This is a genomic window from Mycobacterium scrofulaceum (genome assembly GCF_001667885.1).
Taxonomy (GTDB): domain Bacteria; phylum Actinomycetota; class Actinomycetes; order Mycobacteriales; family Mycobacteriaceae; genus Mycobacterium; species Mycobacterium scrofulaceum_C.
On the sequence record NZ_LZJW01000115.1, the window covers coordinates 1 to 9,453 of the forward strand.

A 9,453-nucleotide genomic window follows, 5' to 3' on the forward strand; every position below is an offset into this window, starting at 1 on the left:
ACCCTCGAGGCGGTGCTGGCCAAACTCGCCGCCCCGGGCATGTGCAACCCGGCCGACGACACCCCCTGCGTGGACGGGGCGCCGAGCCAGGACGCGATCGACCGCGACGCCCGCGCCACGGCCCAACGCAACCACGACGCGCTGCTGGCAGCCAACCGGGCGCTACTGGCCTCGGGGAAGTTGGGCCGGCACAACGGGTTACCCGCCTCCATCATCATCACCACCACCCTGGCCGAGCTACAAACCGCCGCCGGCCACGGCCGCACCGGCGGGGGCACCCGCCTGCCGATCAGCGATGTCATCCGGCTGGCCCGCCACGCGCATCACTACCTGGCCGTCTTCGACAACGCCAAACCCGTGGCCCTCTACCAGACCAAACGGCTGGCCTCTCCCGGCCAACGCATCGTCCTCTACGCCCACGACCGCGGATGTTCAGCGCCGGGCTGCACCGTGCCCGGCTACCTTTCCGAAGTCCACCACGTCACCGACTACGCCAAAACCCGGCGCACCGACATCGACGACCTCACCTTCGCCTGCGGACCCCATCACCGCCTGCTCAAACCCGGCGGCTGGAGCACCCGCAAAAACACCACCGGCCACACCGAATGGATCCCACCCCCACACCACGACCGCGGCCAACCCCGCACCAACACCTTCCACCACCCCGAAAAACTCCTACGCGGCGAACACGACGACGACGATGACGACGCGGCATAGCGGTAATGGTTCCTGATTAGTTAGCGTGACCTCCGTGGAAGACCAGCGCACATTGCTGTTGATGCGGCACGCCAAGTCTGACTATCCGCCCGGCGTCGCCGACCACGAACGGCCGTTGGCGCCACGGGGAATTCGCGAGGCCGGCCTCGCCGGCGACTGGCTGCGTGCCCACGCCCCGACCATCGACGCGGTGCTGTGCTCCACCGCGACGCGCACCCGGCAGACGTTGGCCAACACGCGTATCGACGCCCCGGTGCGGTACAGCGAGCGGCTTTACGGCGCCACCCCGGGCACGATGATCGAAGAAATCAACACGGTCAGCGAGGAAATCCGGACGCTGCTTGTCATCGGCCACGAGCCGACGATGTCCGCGGTGGCACTCGGCCTCGGCGGTGCTGGCACCGATGTTGCCGTGGCGGAACGGATTTCGATCAAGTTCCCGACTTCGGCGATCGCCGTGCTGACGGTCACGTCCGGATGGAATGGCCTCGAACTCGGCCGCGCCGCGCTGATCGGCTTCGAAATCCCGCGCTGACTTAGGAGTTCGTGGCGAGCGTCAACTCCATCAGCTTGAGCGCCTGACCGCACGCGTCGATGCCGGGCGCCTGGGGGTTCACCCACCACCCGACCACGCCGGCCGCGTCGCTGGCCACCCCGCACGCGCCGTTCGGGTCGTCGGGACGCATCACGATGGAATCGATCCCGGCGATGTTCCGCGTCTCGACCTTGTACTTGAGGAAGTCGGCGACCTTGCGTTCGTTGCTCAGGCTGCCCTGCTCGAACCAGAACCGGGTGATGTCGATCAGCCCGGCCGGGTTGGCCGCCTGCCACCGGCAGATCGCGCCGACGAAGGTGCTCTGAATGTCGAGCGGGTCCGCGCCCACCGTCTTGGCGAGGATGTCGCTGGTGAGCACCTCGCACTCCTTGAGCAGGTTCGGATACTGCTGCTGGGAGTTGTTGTTGCGGGTAGGACCGCCCGCCTTGACCGCGGTCCCCCCGACGGACCTCGAGCATCCGGTCAACACGACCAGCGCGGTGATCAAGACGGCTACGACGGCGCGGACGCTGGTTCTGGTCATTTGGAGTTCGCAATCGACTGACGCGCCAATTCTTTGGCTATGTCACAGGGCGGCGGGAACGGCTTCTGACTGAAGCTGATCGACCATTCGATGAAGTCGTCCTGGAACTGGATGCCCACCTCGCACAGCGAGTCACCCAGATTGGGCTCGTTTCCGATGGCGATGAAGCCGCCGTGGCCGTTGATGTTGATGTCGTCGACGCTGGCGCGCGACAGCTCCTCGGTCTTGCGTTCACGCCCGATCGGACTGCCGCGATACCAGGAGAACGAAAAGTGCGGACCCAGGATGCCGCCGCCGGCCAGCCACTGGCAGCCGACGGAGTTACGGGCGGTGTTGATCAGGCCGGTCACCTTGGTCAGCTCCGCCACGGTCTGATCGTTGATGCCCCCACACTGGGGAAACATCGGCCCGTGATGGCCCTCCGAGTTCCCCGGCGCCGTCGACGACGTCGCTCCCGGCTTGTTGCTCCCGGAATCGGAGCACGCCGCAACCGCGGGGATCAGGATCGCCAGGGCTGACACGGCAGCGGCCAGCGCCCTCGAGTTACGCCGCACCGCGACCCTGCTTCTTCTCAGCCTGCTGCCGGTCCACACGATGCACTGTAGCGGCAGCTCAGCGGGTCAACCACCGACGCGCCTGAGCAGGCGTTTCGGTCGCGCCGCCGCACCCGGCGCACGAGTCAGCCGATCCGGCGGTTGCTGGCGGCCGCGGGACTCGCCGTGTGCGACAGTTACGAAATGCTCCTGGCACTGCTGCGCCAGTACATCCGGCCGTACCGGCGGCTGGTCGCGGTGCTGATGGTGCTTCAGCTGATCAGCACACTGGCGTCGCTCTACTTACCGACGGTCAACGCCGCCATCATCGACGAGGGCGTCGCCAAGGGCGACACCGGTACCATCGTCAGGCTCGGCTTGGTGATGCTCTCGGTCACCGGCCTGCAGGTGCTGTGCGCGGTCGCGGTGGTGTACTTCGGCTCGAAGACCGGCATGGGCTTCGGTCGCGACCTGCGCGCCGCGATGTTCGAACACGTCACCACCTTCTCCGAACACGAGACCGCCCGCTTCGGCGCGCCCACGCTGTTGACGCGCAGCACCAATGACGTCCGCCAGATCCAGTACCTGGTGCAGATCTCAAGCACCGTGCTGGTCACCGCGCCCATCATGTGCATCGGCGGAATCTTCATGGCCATTCACCAGGAGGCCGCCCTGACCTGGCTGCTGCTGGTCAGCGTTCCCGTCATGGCCGTCACCAATTACTGGGTGATGTCGCACATGCTGCCGTTGTTCCGCAGGATGCAGGGCCTGATCGACGGCATCAATCGGGTGATGCGCGACCAGCTCTCCGGCGTTCGGGTGGTCCGGGCGTTCGCCCGCGAAGGCTACGAGCGAGAGCGGTTCGGGCGCGCCAACGCCGCGCTGTCGAATACCGCGCTGACCGCCGGCAACTGGCAGGCACTGATGCTCCCGGTAACCACGCTGACCGTCAACGCGTCGAGCGTCGCGCTGATCTGGTTCGGCGGGCTGCGCATCGATCGCGGCCAGATGCAGGTCGGCTCGCTGACCGCGTTCTTGGCCTACTTCACCCAGATTCTGATGGCGGTGTTGATGGCGACCATGACGCTGGTGGTGCTGCCGCGAGCCTCCGTCTGCGCCGAACGGATCACCGAAGTGCTCTCCACCAAGGCCGCCGTCGACGACCCGGAGAACCCGGCGTTCCCGCGCGGCGGGATCACCGGCCTGGTGCGCTTGGCGGGCGCGACGTTCAGCTATCCCGGCGCCGACCGCCCTGTCCTGCAGGACATCTCGCTGACCGCACGGCCCGGCACCACCACCGCCATCGTCGGCAGCACCGGTTCGGGCAAGTCGACGCTGGTGTCGCTGATCTGCCGGCTCTACGACGTGACCCGTGGCGCTGTCCTGATCGACGACGTCGATGTTCGCGATTACCACACCGAGCGGCTGTGGTCCGCGATCGGCCTGGTTCCCCAGCGCGGCTACCTGTTCTCCGGGACCGTGGCGGACAACCTGCGCTACGGCAAGGCGGACGCGACCGACGACGAGATGTGGGAAGCGTTGCGCATCGCCGACGCCGACGGATTCGTGCGCGCACACGACGACGGGCTGGGGATGCGGGTGGCTCAGGGCGGCATCAACTTCTCCGGCGGTCAGCGGCAACGGTTGGCAATCGCGCGGGCGGTGATCCGCCGCCCTGTCATCTATATCTTCGACGACTCGTTCGGCTCACTCGACGTCCACACCGACGCGCGGGTGCGTGCATCGCTGACGCGGATCTCAGGTCAGGCCACCGTTATTGTTGTCACGCAACGGGTTTCGACGGCCGCCCAGGCAGACCAAGTGATCGTCATCGACGGCGGAAAACTGGTCGGGACCGGCACGCACGAATCGCTGCTCACCGACTGCCCCACCTATGCGCAGTTCGCCGACTCGCAATCGATGAGCGCGGTCCGGTCGGGCCACGTCGGGGGCACGCCATGACCGTGACCGCCACTCGCGGCCTGACGCCTGCGCCGGCCGGGCGCTCCCGCGACTTCTGGGGTTCGGCGGCCCGGCTGGTGAAACGGCTTGTGCCGCAACGGCGACTGAGCATCGCGGTGATCGTCCTGGGCGTCACCGGGACGGTGATCGGGGTCATCGTCCCCAGAATCCTCGGCCACGCCACGGACCTGCTGTTCAACGGTGTCATCGGACGGCGGTTGCCCGCCGGCCTCAGCAAGGCGCAGGCCGTCGCCGCGGCCAGGGCCCGTGGCGACAACACCTTCGCCGACCTCCTCTCGGGCATGAACGTGGTGCCCGGCAGGGGCGTGGACTTCGGCGCGGTGGCCCGCACCCTGGCGCTGGCGTTGGTCCTGTATCTCGTTTCCGCGCTACTGATCTGGGCGCAAGCGCGGCTGCTCAACGTCACCGTGCAGCGCACGATGGTCGCGCTGCGTTCCGACGTGGAGGACAAGATCCACCGACTGCCGCTGTCGTACTTCGACGGGCGGCAACGCGGCGAGCTCCTGAGCCGGGTGACCAACGACATCGACAACGTGCAGTCGTCGTTGTCGATGACCATCAGCCAGCTGGTGACGTCGGTCCTGACCATCGTCGCCGTGTTGGCCATGATGCTGTCCATCTCGCCGCTGTTGGCCCTGATCACCGTGGCCACAGTGCCGCTGTCGCTGGTTGCCACGCGGGCGATCGCGCGCCGCGCGCAGCGCCTGTTCGTGGCCCAATGGACGAGCATCGGTCGCCTCAACGCCCACATCGAGGAGACGTACAGCGGATTCACGGTGGTCAAGACGTTCGGCCACCGGGCCGCCGCGCGCGAGCAGTTCCGCGACTACAACGACAACGTCTACCAGGCCAGCTTCGGCGCCCAGTTCTTCTCCGGTCTGGTGGCACCGGCGACATCGTTCATCGGCAATTTGGGCTACGTGGCCGTCGCCGTGGTGGGCGGCCTGCAGGTGGCCACCGGCCACATCACCCTGGGCGGAATCCAGGCGTTCATCCAATACGTGCGGCAGTTCAACGCCCCGCTGAGCCAGGTGGCCGGGATGTACAACACCCTGCAATCCGGAGTGGCCAGCGCGGAGCGGGTGTTCGATCTGCTCGACGAACCCGAAGAGCCACCGGACCCCGAACCGGCTCCCGACGGCGGCACCGCACAACGGCCCGGACGGGTCGAGTTCCAACACGTGAGCTTCGGCTACCGCCCGAATACCCCGGTGATTCACGACCTGTCGATGGTGGCCGAGCCGGGCAGCACGGTGGCGATCGTCGGACCGACCGGCGCGGGCAAGACCACGCTGGTGAACCTTCTCATGCGGTTTTATGACGTCGACTCCGGCCGGATACTGGTCGACGGGATCGATATCACCACCGTGAGCAGGCAGTCGTTGCGCTCGCGGATCGGCATGGTCCTGCAGGACACCTGGCTCTTCGACGGGACGATCGCGGAGAACATCGCCTACGGGCGGCCCGATGCCAGCCCCGACGAGGTGGTGCAGGCCGCGAAGGCGGCTTATGTCGACCGGTTCGTGCACACGTTGCCCGACGGCTACGAGACCCGAGTCAGCGGCGGCGGTGGAAATATCAGCGCCGGCGAGAAGCAATTGATCACCATCGCGCGAGCATTCCTCGCCCGGCCGCGGCTGCTGATCCTGGACGAGGCGACCAGCTCCGTTGATACCCGCACCGAGGCGCTGATCGCCCGTGCCATGTCGGAGCTCCGCCGGGATCGCACGAGTTTTATTATCGCGCATCGCCTTTCGACTATCCGCGACGCCGACCGCATCGTCGTCATCGAGGCGGGCCGGATCGTTGAGCAGGGCGGCCACGCCGAGCTGCTGGCCCGAAAGGGCGCCTACTACGCGATGACCAGGGCCTAACCCGACAGCGCGGTTCTGTGGGCCACCGTCACGTCACGTTGAGAATTCATTGAGGTAACGAAAAGGCCAAGGTCGGAACCTTCTCTCAGATACCGAAAGCCCGCCGACGGAAGCGGACTGAGAGAGGGACACTCCATGAAGACCAGCAAGATCGGCAGCATCGCGAAGACCGCCGTCCTGGCGGTCGCCGCCGGTGCGATCGCCCTGGGAGTGGCGGGCCCGGCCCAAGCGGCCTCGGGCACCACGTACGGCGACCCCGCAGCCGCCGCCAAATGGTGGCGCCACCAAAAGTACGACGACTGCGTCCTGATGGCCGCCGCCGACCTGATCGGCCAGATCACCGGCAAGGAACCCTCGGAGGAAGCCATCATCAAGAAGGCCCAGGCCACTCCCAGCACCATCCACCCCGGCTCGATTTACATCAAGCCGTCGGACACCGAAGACCCGAACTCGGGCCAGGGCACCATGTTCGGCGACGTTCCGACGCTGCTCAAGCTGTACAACGTCTACGGAGTGGTCAGCGACGAGGCTCACGCGGCAAAGACCGGCGTTCCCGCGGGCATCGAAGGAATCGAGCAGCTGCTGGGCACCGGTCACAAGGTGATGGTCAGCGTCAACGGCGAATTGATCTGGCACACACCCGTCGAGACCACGGACGAGAACGGCAACCCGATCGGTGACCACGCCGTCGTGGTCACCGGCGTCGACGCCGCCTACAACATCGTCCACCTGAACGACAGCGGTGACCCCAACGGCCGTGACTCCCAAGTCCCGATGGCGCTATTCATGCGTGCCTGGGCAGCCAGTCACGAGCTGATTGTCGCCACCATGTGAGGCACAGCTGATTTCGGATCACGCGGCGGGCGGCCCAGGGCTGTCCGTCGCGTGCGTCTTCGCCTGAGCGCCAGACCCGTTCGCGACGGGCCCCGCCCCTCCTTCTGGGAGGGAAGGCATTTCATTCGTGCCCGCTTCAGCGAGCGCCCCGGGCTCAAACACGCACAAATCGCGCGTCACTACCGAAATCGCCGGGATTGATATCACAATGGCAAGTTAGGACATCTCCCAGGTGCGCTCGCAGGACCGGAAGGACCGATCAGCGATGGTGGACAAACGTCTCGAACTCGGCCTGCTCGGGCCGTTGGAGATGAGCGTCGACGGCACCCTGGTGGCCTTGGGCACCCCCAAGCAGCGGGCGGTGCTGGCCATGCTGCTGATGAACCACAACAGCCCGGTGGGGGTCGACCGGCTGATCACGGCCCTCTGGGACGACGAGCCGCCGTCGGGGGCACGGGCGAGCATTCATTCCTATGTGTCCAACCTGCGCAAGCTGCTCAGCAATGCCGGCATCGACCCGCGGGTAGTCCTGGCGGCGGCGCCGCCGGGATACCGGCTCAGTATCGCCGAAAACGCTTACGATCTGGGACGGTTCATCGCCGAAAAGACCGCGGGGGTGCATGCGGCCGCTACGGGCAAATTCGAAGAGGCCAGCCGGCACCTGACGGCCGCGTTGGCCGAATGGCGCGGACCGGTGCTCGAGGACCTACGCGAGTTCGGATTCGTCGATACCTTCGCCACTTCCCTTGTCGAGGAGAAGCTGCTGGTCCACGGCGCAAAGGCCGAGGCCGAAATCGCTTGCGGCCGTGCGTCCGCCGTGATCACCGAACTGGAGGCGCTGACCGTCGAACACCCCTATCGCGAGCCGCTGTGGGCCCAGCTGATCACCGCCTACTACCTCGCCGATCGCCAATCCGACGCCCTGGCCGCCTATCGACGCGTCAAGACCACGCTCGCCGATGACCTGGGGATCGACCCCGGCCCGACGCTGCGAGCGCTCAACGAGCAGATCCTGCGGCAGGAACCGCTGGACGTGAAACGAACCGCCAAAACCGCCGCCGTCGACACGGTCACCGTGCTCGAACAGCACACCATGGTGTCGGGCCAGAAGGCGATCGCCTACCTGCACGAGACGTCGGGACGCAGCTATCCGCTGCGAGCGGCGGCGACCCGGATCGGGCGGCTCCCGGACAACGACATCGTTCTCGACAGCCCCAAAGTCAGCCGCCACCACGCCGTCATCGTCGACACGGGAACCAGCTTCATCATCAACGACCTCCGGTCCTCCAACGGGGTTCACGTGCAGGGAGAGCGGATCCGCTCGGCCGCCACGCTGCGCGACGGCGACCAGGTCCGCATCTGCGACCACGAGTTCACCTTCCAGATCGCCTCGGACACGCAGGGTTAGGCAATCGGCCGGCACCTCGGCCCAAGCGGATCGGGGTGTTTGTGGTGCGTGAGGGTGGGTGGGGGCTTACGGTCGTGGTTGCTGGGTGGGGGGTTGCGGGCAGGTGGTGTGCCCGGCAATTGTGGGGTGTCGGTGCTGTGGTGGTTGGGGTGAGAAGGATCAGCGATGAGTGATGAGCAGGCCTCGCGGGTGGGCACGGATTTTGGGCCTTATCACCTAAAACGGCTGTTGGGCCGGGGTGGGATGGGGGAGGTCTATGAGGCCGAGCACACCGTCAAGGAGTGGACGGTGGCGGTCAAGTTGCTCTCGGAGACCTTCAGCAAGGACCCGGTGTTTCGGGAGCGGATGAAACGCGAAGCCCGCACCGCCGGTCGTTTGCAGGAACCGCATGTGGTGCCCATTCATGACTACGGCGAGATCGACGGGCAGATGTTTTTGGAGATGCGTCTGGTCGAGGGCACCGACTTAGACAGCGTGCTCAAACGTTTTGGTCCGTTGGCGCCGCCGCGCGCGGTGGCCATCATCACCCAGATCGCCTCGGCGTTGGATGCCGCCCACGCCGCCGGGGTGATGCACCGCGATGTCAAACCGCAAAACATTCTGGTCACCCGTGATGATTTCGCCTATTTGGTGGACTTCGGGATTGCCAGTGCGACCACCGATGAAAAGCTCACCCAGCTGGGCACCGCGGTCGGGACGTGGAAATACATGGCCCCGGAACGCTTTTCCAACGCCGAGGTCACCTACCGCGCCGACATCTACGCCCTGGCCTGCGTGCTCTACGAATGCCTCACCGGCTCACCGCCGTATCGTGCCGACAGCGTCAGCGTTCTCGTCACCGCGCACATGATGGATCCGATTCCTCAGCCCACCACGTTGCGCCCCGGCATCCCTAAGGCTTTCGATGCGGTGATCGCTCGTGGGATGGCCAAAAAGCCCGCCGACCGCTACGCCAGCGCCGGCGACCTGGCGCTGGCCGCCCACGAAGCCCTCAGCGACCCCGACCAAGACCACGCCGCCACCAT

The 9,453-nt window shown here is 66.4% G+C and carries 9 protein-coding genes; 7 read left to right on the forward strand and 2 right to left on the reverse strand.

Annotated features, from left to right (window positions below; all coding sequences use genetic code 11):
- The coding region (locus tag A5681_RS17560; protein WP_156738031.1) for an HNH endonuclease signature motif containing protein at positions 1 to 717 on the forward strand (717 nt) is incomplete at its 5' end.
- 34 nt (positions 718 to 751) lie between these two features.
- The gene (locus A5681_RS17565) at positions 752 to 1,252 is read left to right on the forward strand and encodes a SixA phosphatase family protein (protein WP_156738032.1); all 501 of its coding nucleotides are present in this window, start codon (positions 752 to 754) and stop codon (positions 1,250 to 1,252) included.
- A gap of 1 nt (position 1,253) precedes the next feature.
- Here A5681_RS17565 and A5681_RS17570 read toward each other — a convergent pair whose 3' ends face one another.
- A complete protein-coding gene (locus tag A5681_RS17570; protein WP_067277615.1) occupies positions 1,254 to 1,796 on the reverse strand; it encodes a DUF3558 domain-containing protein in 543 nt (180 codons plus the stop codon).
- Positions 1,793 to 2,350, reverse strand: coding sequence for a DUF3558 domain-containing protein (locus A5681_RS17575; protein ID WP_067277623.1), 558 nt, complete (start codon positions 2,348 to 2,350; stop codon positions 1,793 to 1,795). The genes A5681_RS17570 and A5681_RS17575 overlap by 4 nt, the downstream gene beginning before the upstream one ends.
- A 183-nt stretch (positions 2,351 to 2,533) precedes the next feature.
- Here A5681_RS17575 and A5681_RS17580 point away from each other — a divergent pair, with 183 nt between their 5' ends.
- From A5681_RS17580 to A5681_RS17600, 5 genes are all read left to right on the forward strand, one after another.
- Positions 2,534 to 4,291, forward strand: coding sequence for an ABC transporter ATP-binding protein (locus A5681_RS17580; protein ID WP_067277632.1), 1,758 nt, complete (start codon positions 2,534 to 2,536; stop codon positions 4,289 to 4,291).
- A complete protein-coding gene (locus A5681_RS17585; RefSeq protein ID WP_067277626.1) occupies positions 4,288 to 6,186 on the forward strand; it encodes an ABC transporter ATP-binding protein in 1,899 nt (632 codons plus the stop codon). The genes A5681_RS17580 and A5681_RS17585 overlap by 4 nt, the downstream gene beginning before the upstream one ends.
- Positions 6,187 to 6,321: 135 nt before the next feature.
- Positions 6,322 to 7,020 carry a hypothetical protein gene (locus A5681_RS17590; RefSeq protein ID WP_067277628.1) on the forward strand — a complete coding sequence of 233 codons (699 nt, stop codon included), beginning with the start codon at positions 6,322 to 6,324 and terminating at the stop codon, positions 7,018 to 7,020.
- A 265-nt stretch (positions 7,021 to 7,285) separates the two neighbouring features.
- Positions 7,286 to 8,428 (forward strand): BTAD domain-containing putative transcriptional regulator, encoded by a 1,143-nt coding sequence (locus tag A5681_RS17595; protein WP_067277634.1) that lies wholly within the window; start codon positions 7,286 to 7,288, stop codon positions 8,426 to 8,428.
- 165 nt (positions 8,429 to 8,593) lie between these two features.
- Positions 8,594 to 9,453 (forward strand): serine/threonine-protein kinase (locus A5681_RS17600; RefSeq protein WP_156738033.1); only part of this gene is annotated, 860 nt, incomplete at its 3' end.

Excerpts from the sequence above, each read along its gene's own strand:
- A5681_RS17570 (WP_067277615.1), bottom strand. The coding sequence starts at position 1,796 with ATGACCAGAACCAGCGTCCGCGCCGTCGTAGCCGTCTTGATCACCGCG.
- A5681_RS17580 (WP_067277632.1), top strand. The coding sequence starts at position 2,534 with ATGCTCCTGGCACTGCTGCGCCAGTACATCCGGCCGTACCGGCGGCTG.
- A5681_RS17585 (WP_067277626.1), top strand. The coding sequence starts at position 4,288 with ATGACCGTGACCGCCACTCGCGGCCTGACGCCTGCGCCGGCCGGGCGC.
- A5681_RS17590 (WP_067277628.1), top strand. The coding sequence starts at position 6,322 with ATGAAGACCAGCAAGATCGGCAGCATCGCGAAGACCGCCGTCCTGGCG.
- A5681_RS17595 (WP_067277634.1), top strand. The coding sequence starts at position 7,286 with ATGGTGGACAAACGTCTCGAACTCGGCCTGCTCGGGCCGTTGGAGATG.